At 68.6% G+C, this 15,644-nt stretch carries 16 protein-coding genes; 9 read left to right on the forward strand and 7 right to left on the reverse strand.

The genetic code is table 11. The annotated features are described in order from the left end of the window. Nucleotides 1-98: 98 nt before the first annotated feature. The 4 genes from C8D87_RS25625 to C8D87_RS25640 form a co-directional block, all read right to left on the reverse strand. Nucleotides 99-722 (reverse strand): STAS domain-containing protein, encoded by a 624-nt coding sequence (locus tag C8D87_RS25625; protein WP_112228716.1) that lies wholly within the window; start codon nt 720-722, stop codon nt 99-101. Continuing rightward, complete coding sequence (locus C8D87_RS25630) at nt 719-1,108, reverse strand: STAS domain-containing protein (RefSeq protein ID WP_170166583.1); 390 nt, start codon at nt 1,106-1,108, stop codon at nt 719-721. Before C8D87_RS25630 ends, C8D87_RS25625 begins: the two co-directional genes overlap by 4 nt. 141 nt (nt 1,109-1,249) lie before the next feature. Continuing rightward, on the reverse strand, nt 1,250-1,597 hold the full coding sequence (locus C8D87_RS25635; protein ID WP_112228718.1) for a hypothetical protein: 348 nt from the start codon (nt 1,595-1,597) through the stop codon (nt 1,250-1,252). 39 nt (nt 1,598-1,636) lie between these two features. Next, a complete protein-coding gene (locus C8D87_RS25640) occupies nt 1,637-3,046 on the reverse strand; it encodes an amidase family protein (protein WP_233442286.1) in 1,410 nt (469 codons plus the stop codon). 159 nt (nt 3,047-3,205) lie between these two features. On the opposite strand from C8D87_RS25640, the gene C8D87_RS25645 reads away from it, so the two are divergent. Continuing rightward, on the forward strand, nt 3,206-4,987 hold the full coding sequence (locus C8D87_RS25645) for an N-acetylglutaminylglutamine amidotransferase (RefSeq protein ID WP_112228719.1): 1,782 nt from the start codon (nt 3,206-3,208) through the stop codon (nt 4,985-4,987). Here the strand turns inward: C8D87_RS25645 and C8D87_RS25650 are convergent, their stop codons facing one another. Then, nucleotides 4,988-6,370: a glutamate--cysteine ligase gene (locus tag C8D87_RS25650; RefSeq protein WP_233442287.1), complete on the reverse strand. Its 1,383-nt coding sequence runs from the start codon at nt 6,368-6,370 to the stop codon at nt 4,988-4,990. Nucleotides 6,371-6,544: 174 nt separating this feature from the next. Further along, nucleotides 6,545-6,835 carry a hypothetical protein gene (locus C8D87_RS25655; protein WP_215732488.1) on the reverse strand — a complete coding sequence of 97 codons (291 nt, stop codon included), beginning with the start codon at nt 6,833-6,835 and terminating at the stop codon, nt 6,545-6,547. Nucleotides 6,836-7,072: 237 nt separating this feature from the next. On the opposite strand from C8D87_RS25655, the gene C8D87_RS25660 reads away from it, so the two are divergent. The 8 genes from C8D87_RS25660 to C8D87_RS25690 are packed head-to-tail and all read left to right on the forward strand — an operon-like array spanning nt 7,073 to nt 14,752. Then, nucleotides 7,073-8,260, forward strand: a complete 1,188-nt coding sequence (locus C8D87_RS25660; protein WP_112229030.1) for a glycosyltransferase — start codon at nt 7,073-7,075, stop codon at nt 8,258-8,260. A 45-nt stretch (nt 8,261-8,305) separates the two neighbouring features. Then, on the forward strand, nt 8,306-10,060 hold the full coding sequence (gene ctaD / locus C8D87_RS25665) for an aa3-type cytochrome oxidase subunit I (protein WP_112228722.1): 1,755 nt from the start codon (nt 8,306-8,308) through the stop codon (nt 10,058-10,060). 3 nt (nt 10,061-10,063) lie between these two features. After that, the gene (locus C8D87_RS25670) at nt 10,064-10,321 is read left to right on the forward strand and encodes a DUF3040 domain-containing protein (RefSeq protein ID WP_112228723.1); all 258 of its coding nucleotides are present in this window, start codon (nt 10,064-10,066) and stop codon (nt 10,319-10,321) included. A 34-nt stretch (nt 10,322-10,355) separates the two neighbouring features. Then, nucleotides 10,356-10,766: a cytochrome P450 family protein gene (locus C8D87_RS47095; protein ID WP_215732489.1), complete on the forward strand. Its 411-nt coding sequence runs from the start codon at nt 10,356-10,358 to the stop codon at nt 10,764-10,766. Further along, nucleotides 10,715-11,590 (forward strand): cytochrome P450, encoded by an 876-nt coding sequence (locus tag C8D87_RS25675; protein WP_215732490.1) that lies wholly within the window; start codon nt 10,715-10,717, stop codon nt 11,588-11,590. The genes C8D87_RS47095 and C8D87_RS25675 overlap by 52 nt, the downstream gene beginning before the upstream one ends. Nucleotides 11,591-11,634: 44 nt before the next feature. Beyond that, entirely contained in the window at nt 11,635-12,396 is a 762-nt protein-coding gene (locus tag C8D87_RS25680; protein WP_170166584.1) for an alpha/beta hydrolase, read from the forward strand. A gap of 48 nt (nt 12,397-12,444) precedes the next feature. Continuing rightward, nucleotides 12,445-13,233 carry an SDR family oxidoreductase gene (locus tag C8D87_RS46150; protein ID WP_170166585.1) on the forward strand — a complete coding sequence of 263 codons (789 nt, stop codon included), beginning with the start codon at nt 12,445-12,447 and terminating at the stop codon, nt 13,231-13,233. Nucleotides 13,234-13,282: 49 nt separating this feature from the next. Further along, nucleotides 13,283-14,752, forward strand: a complete 1,470-nt coding sequence (locus C8D87_RS25690) for an aminotransferase class I/II-fold pyridoxal phosphate-dependent enzyme (protein WP_112228725.1) — start codon at nt 13,283-13,285, stop codon at nt 14,750-14,752. Nucleotides 14,753-15,128: 376 nt separating this feature from the next. On the opposite strand, the gene C8D87_RS25695 is transcribed toward C8D87_RS25690, so the two are convergent. Then, nucleotides 15,129-15,626 carry a DUF1360 domain-containing protein gene (locus tag C8D87_RS25695; RefSeq protein WP_112228726.1) on the reverse strand — a complete coding sequence of 166 codons (498 nt, stop codon included), beginning with the start codon at nt 15,624-15,626 and terminating at the stop codon, nt 15,129-15,131. Between the last annotated feature and the right edge of the window lie 18 nt (nt 15,627-15,644).

The raw sequence follows: 15,644 nt of genomic DNA on the forward strand, positions 1-15,644 counted from the left end.
GTTCATCGATCTTGGTCGACGTTGTTCTAGCAGGAACCCTGTTGCCCATCCCAGCAGGTTGACAGCTCCGCCCACTCCCTAACTTCCCGGCATTGGGTCTAGTCCGGATCGGCGAGCACGACAGGAGCCGGGCTGTCGTCGCCGACGGCCACGGTGAGATGGTCGTGGCGCAGTTCCAGGCGAAGACGTGCCTCGGAACTCGTGTGCTGGATCGTGTTCTGCACCAGCTCTGAGGCGACGTGCACGTCGTCGTACGTCAGCACGTCCGGCAGTCCCCACTCCGCGCACGTCCGGCGCACGAAAAGGCGGGCGTCGTGCGGGCCGCCGGGATGGTGTGCCAGCACAGCGAGCGCGCGTTTGCGAGGTGCCGGGCGGTCGACGTTCGCCAACGCCTCGTCGACGTCGGCGAACACCGTCAAGTACCGGCGGATGGGTGCGCGGCGGAGAGTTGCGGCATGAGCGGGACCGGTCGCCACGAGCACGGGCACCGCGGGCCAGTCACTGATGCGCAACGACACCGTGGTGAAGACGCTCAGGGCGCTCGTGGTCCCGATGGTGACGTCGCTGAGGTCCACGATCAACGCCCGCGGCACTTCGACCGCGTGTTTGAGCATGCAGTCCCGGAGCCGCGCGTACGTGGAACGATCGAGCACTCCCCCCGGCCGGATCACCACGCAGTTGCTGAGCACGTCAGCGTCGAGCGCCAGTTGGTCCGCGGTCATCGGTCCGCGTCCGTGGGGACGACGATGCTGGTCACCGCCTCCGAAATGGACCGGCTCATCGGCAGGTACGTGTCCAGGCCGCTGATCTCCATGGCCCGCAGCACAGGGTGCGTGCTCGCGACGACGCGGAGTGCGATGGCGCGCCTGAGCGCTGTTTCGCGGGCCCGCACGAGGATGTTCAGACCGGTCGAGCCGATGAACTCGACGTTCGTCAGATCGACGACGACCGGGTTCGACGCCGTGTCGAGGCACGAGAACAGTGGATCGCCCACCAGATCTCCCGTGCTGCCGTCGATTTCGCCGGTCATCCGCACGACGACGACTGCCCCGAGGTCTTTGATGCTGACGGACGCCAGGTCGTCCGGGGTGAAACGTGCGTCAGCCATACGGCTCCTCCTCCGGGAAGCGGAGCACATGAGCCGGGCTGCTTCTTCAACCCAAACCGCAGCAGATCTGCTGCAACTCCGACCATATTCCTCCGGTGCCGGAACGTCGACTCCCAGGCAGGTCAGTCGGACGGACCAGCCTCACAGGTCGGCGGCACGCCGGCGATCAGCCTCGGCCGCGGCACGGTGCTGAGCAGCCGCGTCGCGGTGCTCCGCCGCACCGCTGCCACCTCGTTCCGCCGCCTGCGCATGGACCTCCGCTGCTCGTTCGTGTGCGGCAGCGGCGCGGCTGAGGCTCTCGCCGAGGCTCTCCCGTGCTTGAGCAGCGTGGGCCTTGGCCTCGGTCAGTGCGGCCACAGCCGTTTCGGCGTCTTCCGATGTCGACGCCCTGCCGACGCGTGTTCTGAGCTGAGCGCGACGTGACGCCAGCTCGCGGATGCGCTCCGCCGCACCGCGCGCCCTCGACCTTGCCCGCTCCCCGGACGCCATACATCAGCGTCTCTCCCTTCCGAGCGCGGCACAAGTGCGTCAGGGCGCCGTCGGCAGGTACGCGGGCGCTCGCCGGGCCCGCGCCGCGTCTTCGAAGGCCGCCGCGAACCGCAGCAACGCCTCGTCCGTCCCGTGTCCGCCGATGAACGACATGCCGATCGGCAGCGGACCGGCGAATCCGGCCGGGACGGTGATGCTCGGGTAGCCCGCGACCGCCGCGGGCAGAGCTGTGCGGGGACCGGCCGGGTCGCTGCCGCTGGCGAGCCACGCCGGACCGTTGGTGGGCGCCATGATCACGTCCAGACGGTGGGCCGCGAGCACCTCGTCGATGGACCGGCGCGCAAGGACGATCGCGGCGCGCCGCTGGCCGAGGTAGGTGGGATCGGTGAGCGGCGGTGCCTTCTCGGCGTCGTGGAACAACTCCTGGCCGAACAGGGCCAACTCGACCGGGTCGGTCTCGTTGAACTCGATCAGCTCGCGCATCGTGCGCGGCGCGCCTGGCCGGGTGCGGAGGTACTCCTCGAGGTCGTGTTTGAACTCGGCGAGCATCGCGGGCCGGTCGGCCGCCTGGATCTGGTCCTGGTACGGCAGGTCCACGTCGACCGTGGTCGCGCCGTGAGCGTGCAAAACGTCCACCACCGACGCCACGAGCCCGTCGAATCCGGCCCTGCGCCACACCCCGACCCGCTTGCCCCGCAACGAGTCCGGCGTGAAGGAGCCGATCTGGGCGCCTGCCATGACCGCCATCAGGATCGCGGCGTCCACGACGTGCCGCGCCATCGGGCCGGCCGTGTCCCTGCGAGTGGTGATCGGCACGATCCCCGCGTTGCTGATCCGGCCGGGCGTCGGTTTCAACCCGACGACACCGGCGTGTCCGGCCGGGGACACGATCGAGCCGTTGGTCTCGGTGCCGACCGCGACCTGAGCCAGCGACGCCGCCACCGCCACGGCCGATCCGGACGACGAACCGCACGGGGTGCGGTCCAGCACGTGCGGGTTGGAGGTCTGACCGCCCACCGCCGACCAGCCCGACGTGGCCCACGGGGAGCGGAAGTTCCCCCACGCCGTCATGTTGGTCTTGCCCAGCACGACGGCCCCAGCTGCGCGCAGGCGTGCGACCACCTCGGCGTCAGCGGTGGGCGGCACGCTCAACACCCGCGATCCGGCCGTGGTCGCCAGCCCCAAGGTGTCGATGTTGTCCTTGAGCAGCACGGGAATGCCGTCAATCAGCCCACGTGACTGGCCCTGCGCACGCCTGAGGTCGCTCTCCTCGGCCTGTTGCACCGCGGTCGGGTCAACCGCGAGCACCGACCGCAGCACCCGGTCCACGTCGGCGATGCGGCGCAGGTAGGCGCGGGTCAGGTCGGCAGAGGTGAGCTCGCCGTCCGCCATCCGCTGCGCGAGCAGCGGGATGGTCGCCCGGTCCAGGTCGGCGGCCAGGAGTTCCACGAGCCCATTGCCGGGGTCCGGGCCTGCGCGCGTCAACCTGCAAACGAGCGAGCCAAACGTGACCTTGCTCACATCCTGGCCAAACCGCAGGTCAAACATGATCGTCGGCATTCGGGGTATTCGGACGTCACCGTCAGCGATCGGCCCCGAGGAGACGCCATGTGTGGAATCGCCGGCGAGGTCGTAACCGAGCAGGCGAATCAGCCTGACCTCGGCGCCGTGGAGCGAATGACCCGGTCCATGTGGTCGCGCGGACCGGATGGTTCCGGCTGCTGGTCCGAAGGACGGGTGGCGCTCGGGCACCGAAGACTGTCGATCATCGACCTGTCCGACGCCGGCAGGCAGCCGATGGTCGACGACGAGCTCGGGCTCGCCGTGGTGTTCAACGGCTGCATCTACAACTACAAGGAACTGCGGGAAGAGCTGTCGGACAGGTGCCGCTTCCGGTCCACCAGCGACACCGAGGTGATTCTCAAGGCCTACGACCGCTGGGGTGAGCGGTTCGTCGAGCACCTCGTCGGCATGTTCGCGATCGCGTTGGTCGACCGGCGCCGTGACCGGGTGCTGCTGATCAGGGACCGGCTCGGCATCAAGCCGCTCTACGTGGCCGAGGTGCGCGGGCGCACGCGGTTCGCCTCGACTCTGCCAGCGCTGCTGGCGGGCGGGGGCGTCGACACCGAGCTCGATCCGGTCGGACTGCACCATTACCTGACCTGGCACTCCATCGTGCCCGCACCGCGCACTGTCCTGCGCGGAGTGCGCAAGCTGCCGCCCGCCACGATCCGCGTGCTCCAACCGGGACGGGCGCCGCGCGACCACGTCTACTGGCAGCCGTCGTACACACGGCGGCCCGAGCACGCGGGCTGGACCGCGCAGGACTGGCAGCAGGCGGTTCGGGAGGCGTTGCAGCTCGCGGTCCGGCGGCGCACGGTGTCCGATGTGGACGTCGGCGTGCTGCTCTCCGGCGGGCTGGACTCCAGCCTCCTGGTGGCACTGCTCGCCGACGAGGGACAGCAGCCCAGCACCTTCAGCATCGGTTTCCGCGACCGCGACGGTGTGGACGGCGACGAGTTCGCCTACTCGGACGTGGTCGCGCAGAAGTTCGGCACGGACCACCACCAGCTGCGCATCGGCGACGAGCAGATCGCCCCGGCGGTCGAGCACGCCGTGGGGGCGATGAGCGAGCCGATGGGCAGTCACGACGTCACCGCGTTCCACCTCGTGTGCCGAGAAGTTTCCCAGCACATCAAGGTCGTGCAGTGCGGCCAGGGCGCCGACGAGGTGTTCGCCGGCTACCACTACCACCAGCCCGCGGCGACTGCGGCACGGCATCAGGCCGTCGGCGTGTTCGTGGACGCGTTCCACGACCTCGGCCACGACGAACTAGCGCAGGTCCTGCACCCGGACTGGCTCGCCGACCACGACGTGAGCCGCGACCTGATCACCCGGCACCTCGCGGCTCCCGGCGCGGAGACGGCAATGGACGCCGTGCTGCGCACCGACACGCATTTGCTGATGCCCGACGATCCGGTCAAGCGGGTGGACAACATGGCGATGGCGTGGGGCGTCGAGGCGCGGGTGCCGTTCCTCGACCAGGACCTCGTGGAGCTGGTCGCGGCGTGCCCGCCGGAGCTGAAGTACGGCCAGGACGGCAAGGGGATCCTCAAGGACATCGGGCGCGACCTGCTGCCCGTCGAGGTGGTCGACCGGCAGAAGGGCTACTTCCCGGTACCGGCCCTCACCCAGCTCGACGGCGAGGTCCTCGACCTGATGCACTCGGCCATGAGCTGCGCCGCCGCACGTCGCCGCGGTGTCCTGCGACGCGAGTACGTCGACGCGCTGCTCGCCGACCCCAACGGCAGCGCCACCAAGGCGGGCGGGAACGAGCTGTGGCACCTCGGTGTGCTGGAGCTGTGGCTGCAGCAGCACGGCATCGGGTGATCAACCCGCCGTCGGCAGGGACGTCTCCAGACGCACGCGCAGCGGCAGGAGGTTGTCCATGGCGGTCGCGCGCAACGTGCGCGCGACCGCCGCACTGGCCACCAAGCTGATCGGCACCCCACGCTCCAGCCCGAGGACGCGGATCCTGGCGAGTGCGGTGATGCCTGACGAACCGAAGAACGCAACGTCCGACAGGTCGAGCACGACCTCTTCCGCGCCTGCGTCCATCGCCTGCGCACAACGCCGTTCGAGCTCGTCGCTGTTCGACAGGTCCACCTCCGCGCCCATCTTCACCTCGACGACACCGTGTGCCGGACGGTCCCCCGCGCCGAGGTCGAGCAGGTTCAGAAGAGCCTGCGTCCCACCGTCGCGGAACGCACGCCGCTGCCGGTCCGCGCCACAGCCGAGCCGGTCCAGCAGCCGCACACCTCGCTCCACCAGTGGCAGATCACCGTTGGCTTCGAGAACCGGCTTCAACTGACACACCAACAAGTCCAGTTGGTGCCGCAGCGGCAGCAGCTGCCCGGACAGCACGTCCAGAGCGTGCCCGGCGAGGCCGTCCCTGGCCGCTCGCCAGCAGGACTGGCGCAGGGTCTCGACGGGAACCGGCACCGCCTCCACACCGCGTTCGACATCGGCCACGGCCTTGGTCACGAGAGCACGCGCGAGCGCCGCCAGCAGCACCGTGTCGTCCACACTCGCGGCGACGTCCGAGACGCGCACCTCCACGGTCGGCCATTGATCAGAGGGCCGCACGTCCCAGTAGATCATCGCCGGGTCCAGCGCGGTACCCGCTTCCAGCAACGTGCCGCACACGTCCTGGTAGTGATGCCACGAGGTGAAGAACGGCGGCGGTCCGGACACCGGCCACCGCGACCACACCATCGAACGCCAGCTCGCGAAACCGGTGTCCACGCCGCGCGAGAACGGCGAGTTGGCGGTGATCGCACCCAGCAGCGGCAGCCACGGCCGCAGGTGGTTGCAGACCTGCACCGCGGCCTCCCGGTCCGGCACGGCGACGTGCACGTGGCACCCGCAGATCAGCTGCTGTGCCGCCAGGGCACCGAACTCGCGCGCGATCCGCCGGTACCGCAGACCGTCGGTGATCTCGCCGGTCGTGTCACCCAGCGGCGGCGCACCGACCGCGATCGCCCGGCAGCCGGCCTCCCGTGCGGCCCGCGCGACACTTCGCCGCAGGTCACGCAGTTCACGCCGCACCTGGTCGGCGTCACGACACACCGACGTCTTGGTTTCGACCTGCGTGCCGGTCAGCTCGTGCTCCAGCTCGAGCCCGAACACGTCACGCGCGATCGCGACGACCTCGGCCGCGCGGTTCACCGCGACCCCGGTCACGGGATCCACGAGGAGGAACTCCTCCTCCACGCCGACAGTCGGACCGCACGCAGCCGTCGATGATGTCCGTTCCACGTCTCACCGCCTTCAGCGACCGCCACCCGAAGTGGCGCCGGCGCACTGCTTCACCGGTGGATGCCCCGGCCGAATACCCGCAGCCACCAGCACGAAACACGACGGACGTGATCGTCCACTTCAGATCAGTCAGGCATTGTCGTCGGACGTCCGCAACCACGCGACCATCCACGCGGCCTCCATCGCGGCATCGAGCAGATACGTCTTCGCGATGCGCCCCTTCGGCACGTAGACGAGGTCGATCGCCAGCAACGTGGCCGCCGTGGCCAACCCGAGCGTCCGCGCGTGTTGCCACTGTCCCGCCGCGGCCGAGCGGGTCTGCGCCCAGCCGATCCCCATCAGCAGCCCGGCGGTGGTGCGTTGCAACCAGCGGTCCTCCTTGCGACCGAACACGGCTTCGAAGGAGCGGGCACTCACCATCGGCCAAAGTCCACCCGCGATGTTGAACAGACCGTGAGCCCGTGCCAATGCGGAACCTGTCGCCATGCAACCCAGGTACCCACTGCATGTGCACGCAATCTGACGGTTCCAGCATTGCCGGGAGGGTTTCAGAGCCGCTGACACGGGTAGCCTCGTCATTCACAGTAGCGAACGGTGACTCCGAGTTGACCAAGCAGCTCGCAACGTGCTTGTCGAACCTCATCAGCTGGAGTGATCATGAAGATCGCGATGGTGTCTGCCCACGCGAGCCCACACGTCGCCGGGCTCTCTTCCGCCTTGAGCCGACACGGGCACGACGTGACGGTGTACACCCGCAAGGACGACCCGGACCTGCCCAGCCGGGTGCGCACCGATCGCGGTTACAAGGTGGTGCATGTATCCGCCGGGCCGGCGTCGCCGCTCGCGGATGAGGACTCCTTGCCCCACACCGGCGCCTTCATCTCGCTCCTGCTTCAGGAATGGGCAGCGTCTCCGCCAGACGTGGTGCACGGGCACGGGTGGATGTCCGGCATGGTCAGCGTGCTCGGCGGGCAGCGGGTTCGAGTTCCGGTGGTGCAGACGTTCCATTCGCTGGCGGCGGTCGAGCGGCGTCATCACGTCAGCGACACGGACCCTGAAGAACGCGGCCGGATCGAAGTACTCGTCGGGAAGGAGGCCGCGCACGTCGCGGCGATCAGTTCGGACGAGATGGCCGAGCTGATCAAGGCAGGAGTGGGCAGGCGGAAGATCTCCGTCATTCCGAGCGGCGTCGACATCGACAGGTTCACACCCGAAGGCACCCTCGCAGGACGCGGCCGGCTGCATCGCGTGCTCACCACGGCACCGCTGCTGCGGTACGCGGATGTCGAGCCCGTCATCACGGCGTTCTCCAGTCTCGACGGCACCGAGCTGGTAGTCGCTGGTCGTCCCGGAAGTGGACGACTGCACGACGATCCAGAACTCACGAAGCTGCGGGAACACGCTGAACACCTCGGTGTCGGAGACAGGGTCGTGTTCGCCGGCGCGGTTGCGCGCTCGGCGATGCCCGCTCTGTTGCGATCGGCCGACGTTGTCGCCTGCGCACCGTTGTACGAACCGTCTGGTGCGGTCGCGATCGAGGCGATGGCGTGCGGGGTGCCGGTCGTCGCCACCGCAGTCGGAGCGTTGGCTGATGTCGTTGTGAACGGTGTGACGGGCCTGCTCGTGCCGCCACGAGAACCAGAAAGCCTGGCACGGGCGCTGCGCTCGCTCGTGCTGGACGACACGCTGCGCAACGAGTTCGCGGTGGCGGGCCGGGATCGCGCCACCGCACGGTATTCCTGGAGTCGCGTTGCCGAGGACGTCCTGCGTGCTTACACACTGGCCGGTGCTGATTCGTCCGGACGGATGCGCCCTGCGGAGTGTGACGTGGATTCTGCGGGGTAGTCCGGGCGCTGCGCGGCGCGTGCCGTGCGGTGCCGAAGGGGGATCATGACCACGCTGAAACCCACACCGGTCGTCCCGCTCCCGACGAGGGCCGCTCGGGGCCGCAAGGGCGCCGCCTTGCTGAAGCTGCTGAACACCACCGATCACAAGCTGATCGGGATCATGTACATGGTCACGTCGTTCGGCTTCTTCATGATCGGCGGCGTGATGGCGCTGCTGATGCGTGGTGAGCTCGCGCGGCCGGGTCTGCAGTTCCTGTCCAACGAGCAGTACAACCAGCTGTTCACCATGCACGGCACAGTGATGCTGTTGCTGTACGCGACGCCGATCGTGTTCGGATTCGCCAACTTCGTGGTGCCGTTGCAGATCGGATCCCCCGACGTGGCGTTCCCGCGCCTGAACGCCTTCTCGTACTGGCTGTTCCTGTTCGGCGGCCTGATCGTCGTCTGCTCGTTCATGACCCCGGCCGGCGCGGCAGACTTCGGCTGGACCGCCTACACACCGCTGTCGAGCGCGACGCACTCCCCCGGTATCGGCGGTGACCTGTGGATCTCCGGGCTCGTGGTCGGTGGTCTCGGCACGATCCTCGGCGCGGTCAACATGATCACCACCATCGTCTGCCTGCGCGCGCCCGGCATGACGATGTTCCGCATGCCGATCTTCACCTGGAACATCCTGGTCACGTCGATACTCGTGCTGCTGGCGTTCCCGATCCTCACCGCCGCCCTGCTCGGGCTGCTCGCCGACCGCCACTTCGGCGCGCACGTGTTCGACCCGGCCAACGGCGGCGTGATCCTGTGGCAGCACCTGTTCTGGTTCTTCGGCCATCCGGAGGTCTACATCGTCGCGTTGCCGTTCTTCGGGATCGTGTCGGAGATCTTCCCGGTGTTCAGCCGCAAACCGCTGTTCGGCTACAAGGGCCTGGTGTACGCGACGATCGCGATCGCGCTCTACTCCGTGGTGGTGTGGGCGCACCACATGTACGCCACCGGTGCCGTACTGCTGCTGTTCTTCTCCGCCACCACGTTCATCATCGCCATCCCGACCGGCATCAAGTTCTTCAACTGGATCGGCACGATGTGGAAAGGACAGCTGACGTTCGAGACACCGATGCTGTTCAGCATCGGCTTCATCGTCACGTTCCTCTTCGGCGGCCTGTCCGGCATCCTGCTCGCCTCACCACCGCTGGACTTCCACGTCACCGACACCTACTTCGTCGTCGCCCACTTCCACTACGTGCTGTTCGGCACCATCGTGTTCGCCACCTACGCCGGCATCTACTTCTGGTTCCCCAAGATCACCGGCCGGATGATGAACGAGCCGCTGGGCAAGCTGCACTTCTGGACCACGTTCATCGGCTTCCACGGCACGTTCCTGGTCCACCACTGGCTAGGCAACCAGGGCATGCCCCGCCGCTACGCCGACTACCTCGCGTCCGACAACTTCACGTTCCTCAACACGATCTCCACCATCGGCTCCTTCGTACTCGGGCTGTCGGTGCTTCCGTTCGTGTACAACGTCTTCCGCAGTCGCCTGTACGGCGAGCCCGCTCGGAGCGACGACCCGTGGGGCTTCGGCAACTCGCTGGAGTGGGCCACCACGTCTCCCCCGCCCCGGCACAACTTCCACGAGCTGCCCAGGATCCGGTCCGAGCGCCCCGCGTTCGAACTGCACTACCCGCAGATGGTCGAACGGATGCGCGACGAGTCGCACGTGTCCATCACGAAACGCGGACCCGCCGGCGTCGACAAGACCACCGAAGAGGTGCTCGCCCCGACCGACCGCGAAACGAAGCACTGAGCCGTGGACGCCGCGCACGAACGCCACGAGCTCCGCCGGATCGAGCGCTGGCTGGCGGTCAACGATCCCGGACTGGCCGCGGCGCTCAGCGCACCGGGTGCCGAGCCGCGGCGGCTCAACCGTCGGCCGGTTCGGTTCACCGTCGACCTGCTCGGTGCGACGTGCGTGGTGATCGGCGCGGCCACCGGCGTGCTCACGTTCGTCTTCGTCGGTGTGGTGGTCCTCATGGTCGGCGCGTGTCTGCACACGACTCGCGTTTGAAGCGCAACGAAGTGGGCACAGGCACGGTATGGGAATGCGAGATCATCGTGGAGACCAGTCGTTGCGGCTCCTGATGGAGGGCTACGCCTGGCTGCCAGGTCTGCGGCGCAGCACCGGCAGCGATGTGGTGCGGACACGCGTGATGGGTCAGCCCGCACTCGGGTTGTGCGGACCGGAAGCCGCGCAGTTCTTCTACGACGAGAAGCACGTGCAACGGCACGGCGCGATCCCCGGCCCGGTGCTGAGCACGCTGTTCGGTCACGGTGCCGTGCACACGCTCGACGGCGACGCGCACCGGCAGCGCAAGAGCTTGTTCCTGTCACTGGTGACGCGGGAATCGACTGCCTCACTGGTCTCCTGCGTGGCCGCCGCGTGGGAGGACACCGTCGTCGGGTGGCCCGAGGCCGCGAGGTCGTGCTGTTCGACGAGGCGAGCCGGGCGCTGACCGCGGGCGTTCGCCGGTGGGCCGGCATACCCGTGGAAACCCACGAGGTGGCCGCGCTGGCAGCCGATCTGGTGGCGATGGTCGACGGGTTCGCCACGGCCGGTCCCCGGCACTGGCGAGCCCGGAAAGCCCGCAAACGCCGTGAGGCGTGGCTCGCTGCGCTGGTGCGACAGGTGCGCGACAACGAGCTCGGCACACCGCAGGGGGCAGCCCTCGATGTCGTTGCCCGGCATCGCGATGCGGACGGCGAGCTGCTCGACCCGCACACCGCGGCGGTGGAGCTGCTGAACGTGATCCGGCCGACCGTGGCGGTGTGCTGGTTCGTCGCCTATGCCGGACACGCGCTGCACCGCTGGCCGCAGCACCGCGAACCGCTGCGCGCGGGCGGTGACTTCGCTGTCGCGTTCGCGCACGAGCTGCGCCGGTTCTACCCGTTCGCACCGTTCCTCGGAGGCCGCGCCACCCACGACCTGACGTGGCAGGGCGAGCACGTGCCAGAGGGATCCCTCGTCCTGCTGGACCTGTACGGCCAGAACCACGACAGTCGCTTGTGGACGGATCCGTACCGGTTCGACCCGCAGCGGTTCGTCGACCGCGAGATCGGCGCGTGGGACCTCGTGCCGCAGGGTGCCGGTGATCCGCACACCGGGCACCGCTGCCCCGGTGAACCGTTCACCGTCGCACTGCTCGCCGAGTTGTCCACCCGCCTGGCCGGCCTGGACCACGACGTGCCCGACCAGGACCTCACCATCTCGCTGAGCCGGATTCCGGCACGCCCACGCAGCGGCTTCCGGCTCATTCCCGCGACGGCACGCCAAACGTGACTCTGCTCCGCGTTTGTCTCCGCTCTGCCGGGCTAAACAGAACGATGAGTGCTGTTGGACAACTGCGATCACTGGCACGCGAAAACGTCGCCGTCGCCGCTCTCACGATCCCCCGCCTGCTGCGCCATTCGGTGTGGCGCGACGTGAATCCTCACGAAGGCGCGGGCCTGGGCGTCGTCCTGATGCCCGGATTCGGCGCGAGCGACTTCAGCCTCACCTTGGCCACCACCTGGCTGCGAGACCGCGGCTACCTGCCGGTCGGTGCCGGCGTCGGGTTCAACGTGGGCTGCACCTCCGCACTAGTCGACCGCATCGAACAACGCCTGGAGGAACACGCCGAGGCCACCGGCGGCCCGGTCGTGCTGCTGGGCCAGAGCCGCGGCGGTGGACTCGCCCGGCTGGCCGCTGTTCGCCGCCCCGACCTCGTGCGCGGCCTGGTGATGCTGGGCAGCCCGGTGCTCGACCCGATGGGCGCCCACCCACACGTGCTGCTCGCCGCCAGGGCCCTGGCGGGGTTGTCCGCGATCGGCGTGCCCGGTCTGATGGACAACGACTGCCTCTCGGGCACCTGCTTCGAGGACAACGTCGCCGCGGCCACCGCGCCGCTGGAGATCCCTGCAGTGTCGGTGTACTCCAAGTCGGACGGAATCGTGCCGTGGCGGCTGAGCCTCGACCCGTCCGCCGAGCACGTCGAGGTGCACAGCACCCACACCGGCATGGGACTGGACCCGGACGTGTACCTCGCGCTGCGGCCGCGCCTGGCCGCCTGGGCCGCGGAAAGGTTCGACCTGCGCGATGTCGGCTGACGAACGGCCTCTCCGGACGGCCGAAGAGGTCTTCGGCTGGACCGAACTGTGCCCCGAGCTGCGCGGCGTGCGGCACGTCCGGTGTGGACACCGCTGATCCCGGCGACGATGCCCGGGGAGAAGGTCGATGACTTCGGTGCGCAGACATCGATGGGACGTGCCGTGCAACCCGCCGAGCTGCCACCGGTCGTCGTCTTCTTCGCCTCGCAGGAGTCCAGCTACATCACCGGCGAGGTCCTCGGCGTAACCGGCGGCCAGCTGCTCACATGGCGCGCGTTTACCCGCCCTTCGCCGGGCAATCCAGCTGCCATGCCAGCTGACCTGCCCTTCGAGGCACCACGAAGCCGTCTGTCGCCGGAGGAGCTGGCGGACATTGCCAAGGCCGTCGCGAACCAGCCCGCACTCTGGGAGGACGGACTGCGACAGACCACAGCGGAACGCACCTATTCCGAGGTGTTCACCAACGAGCACCTCGGAGTGTGGGCCATCTCCTGGATGGCCGACGGTCACGACACCGGGTTCCACGACCACGACCGGTCCTGCGGCGCGGTCCACGTCGTCAGCGGCTGCATCCGCCACGAACACCTGCGGCTCGGCGCGCGTCCCACGGGAACGGCGGTGGACGCCGGCGGGACGTTCTGCTTCGACGACACCTTCATCCACCGCATGCGTCGTGAACCCGGCGCCGGACCGACGATCACCATCCACGCCTACTCCCCGCCACTGGTCCAAACCGGCCAGTACGGCGAGAACCACGACGGTCTGCTGCACCGCACCCCGACCGACGCCGAAGAGCAGCTCAAACCCCACGGACACCAAGGCACCCCGACCGGCTGAAGCGTTCTGCGATCTGGTTTTGCGCTCCTCCTCCTGGCAACTCTCCTATATGGACCAGAACAGGGCACCGGTGCTGGAGGCGTTGCAGGCGTTCCGCGAGTGCGGTTACACACCGTTCAACCCGCCCGGCCACCGCCAGGGCCGCGGCGCGGACCCCCGCGTGCTGGAGATCCTCGGTGAAGCCGTGTACGCCGCCGACATCATCTCCGTCAACGGCCTGGACGACCGGCTCAACCGCCAGGGTGTCATCGAGCAGGCCCAGCAGCTGATGGCCGAGGCGGTCGGCGCCGAGCAGGCGTTCTTCTCCACCTGCGGCAGTTCGCTGTCGGTCAAGAGCGCCATGCTGTCGGTCGCCGGCCCGCACGAGAAGCTCATCGTGCCCCGCCACGCCCACAAGTCGGTCACCTCGGCCCTCATCCTCAGCGGCGTCTGCCCGGTGTGGCTGTCCCCGCACTGGGACGCCGAACGCCACCTGTCCCACCCACCAGGCCCCGACGAGGTCCGGGAGCTGTTCAAGGCAGAGCCCGAGGCCAAGGGCATGCTGCTCGTGACGCCCAACGACTACGGCACGTGCGGGGACATCCAGGCCATCGCCGAGGTGTGCCACGAGTTCGGCAAGCCGCTCATCGTCGACGAGGCGTGGGGCGCGCACCTGCCGTTCCACCCCGACCTGCCGCCGTGGGGCATGGACGCCGACGCCGACGTCGTCGTGACCAGCGTGCACAAGTCCGGTGCCGCGGTGGAGCAGAGCTCGGTGTTCCACCTGCAAGGTGACCTCGTGGACCCGAACGTGCTCAAGGCCCGCGAGGACCTGCTGGCCACCACGAGCCCCACGTCCCTCGTCTACGCCACCCTCGACGGCTGGCGGCGGCACATGGTCCAGCACGGCAAGGAACTGCTCACCGCGACCCTCGCACTGGCCCACTCCACCCGCGCCGCGATCAACGACCTGACCGGCCTGCGCGTGATGGGCGAGGCCGAGTTCCTCGGGGAGGAGCTGGCGAAGTCGCTCGACCCTCTCAAGATGGTCATCGACGTGTCCGCCCTGGACATCAGCGGCTACCAGGCCACCGACTGGCTGCGCGAACACCAGCGCGTCACCCTCGGCCTGTCCGACCACAGGCGCGTCGTCGCCCAGTTCACCCACGCCGACGACCACCGCACCGCAGGCATCCTGCTCGACGCACTCAGTGCTCTGGTCAAGGCCGCAGACGACTTCGAGACACCGCCACCGGTGGACCTGCCCTCATCGGACGAACTGCAGCTCGAGACGGTGATGCTGCCCCGCGACGCGTTCTTCGCCGAGGTCGAGCAGGTCGACGCGGACCAGGCCGTCGGGCGGATCAGCGCCGAGATGGTCACGCCGTACCCGCCCGGCGCGCCTGCTGTGCTGCCGGGTGAGGTGATCACCAAGGAGGTCGTCGACTACGTCCGCAGCGGCCTGAACGCCGGGATGGAACTGCCCGACCCGGCCGACTCGGAGCTGAAGAGCTTCCGGGTCGTGGCTCGGAAGCCGTGAATGTACGCGGATGACCTGGTGCGGCCGTGGTGGGACGCGCTGCACGTCGACATGCCGCTGTTCGACGTCCACACCCATGTGGGGAATGCACGATCCCAGCGGTTTCCGCCCCCTTCGGGGAGCTGACGGAGCAACTGTCCACAGTAGACGCGGACGCGGCGGTGTTCGCGATGACCGAACCCGAGGGCTATCAGGCCGCGAACGACGCGATGCTGGACGCCAGAGCGGTCTTCGACTCCGTGCGGCCTGCTCGGCCTTTACGAGCAACACGCCCCGCACCTCGACACCGGCAACGAGTACGCCGTCGGCTGGGACCTCATCGCCACCGTGGCGCTGATCGCCCGTACTCCCCGGCCCTCCGCTGCCCGCGACGTGATCACTTCTTCGCGGCGTCGTAGCCGACGTGCAGCCAATCTGAAGCGGCGACAGCGGACAGGGCGGTCATGACCAGACGGGTGGCCCTCGGCGCGAGCACCAGTCCCGCGGTGAACGCACTCGCCATCCAGACACCCGAACAGAACGGGCACGTCATGAGCTCACCCACGGCGTGCCGCACGCCGTGACCGCGCACGGTCTCTTTGACCTCGGCCACACCGGCGGGCTCCTCGTACCGGGTGAACGGTGCGCGCAGCACGCTGGTGATCGACGACTTGGTGACTAGCCTGCTCGCCTTGTGGGTGGCCAGCGCCAGCAGGGCCGTGTCCCCGACCGAGAACCGCTCCGGCAGCCGAGTCCCCCGATGCCGGCCGACAGCCGTGGCGGCGCCTGCGAGAGCACCGTACGAGCACAGCGATGCCAGATATCCGAGCAGCGGCCGTCGTTCACCATCCGCGTAGGCGCGCTGGACACTCTCGAAGGACTCCGCGATCGACATGGCTGAGGTGTTGCCATC

Source organism: Lentzea atacamensis (genome assembly GCF_003269295.1).
GTDB classification, from domain to species: domain Bacteria; phylum Actinomycetota; class Actinomycetes; order Mycobacteriales; family Pseudonocardiaceae; genus Lentzea; species Lentzea atacamensis.